The following is a 574-nucleotide window of genomic DNA, read 5'->3' as shown; positions in this document are numbered from 1 at the left end:
TCCGGGTAGTTATTTCGGGCATTTAAGCCCTATTTCATACCCGAACGTCTCGCACCCGCATCAAGTACATAGTAGTTTCCTTTATTTATGGCAGTATAGATTCTACCAATTGCATCTTGGGCAGACCGACCAGGTCGAAACCCATAGCTAGTGCCTTCAAATCTTGATTCCCATTCGGGTTCGAGAGCCGACTTAACCAAGGCTTGCCTTGCTCTGTCTTGGATTGTGGGTATTCCCAAAGGGCGTTTTTCATCCCTGCCAGGTTTTGGTATCCACACCCGTCGCAGCGGTTTTGCTTTGAGGTTTCCCTTAATGTTCTCAACAAGTTCAAACCTTTGCCTTGGAGAGATTGCTCTCATTCCATCAACTCCGGCAGTTTTCTTGCCTTGATTATCTTGAGTCACTCGCCGTACTGCTAAGAGTCGGGCATAATATGATTTCACCAATAGACGTTGCCACCTTCTAGCCTTTGCATCCTGTCCCGATTTAGCTGCTTGAAATATACTCTTTTGGAGCTTGAAAACTTTCCGTTGAACCTTAGTCCATGGGATTGCCTTCCATGCGTTGTTCGTAG

The 574-nt window shown here is 46.3% G+C and carries 1 protein-coding gene; it reads right to left on the bottom strand.

The window, feature by feature from the left end; all coding sequences use genetic code 11:
- Window positions 1-29 precede the first annotated feature (29 nt).
- Window positions 30-574, bottom strand: a 545-nt coding sequence (locus tag P5674_RS25690; RefSeq protein ID WP_315670472.1) for a reverse transcriptase N-terminal domain-containing protein, incomplete at its 5' end; no start/stop codon positions are given.

The sequence above is a fragment of the Limnospira sp. PMC 289.06 genome, from assembly GCF_032350395.1.
GTDB classification, from domain to species: Bacteria; Cyanobacteriota; Cyanobacteriia; order Cyanobacteriales; family Microcoleaceae; genus Limnospira; species Limnospira platensis.
This window is presented reverse-complemented; position numbering and strand designations above follow the sequence as displayed.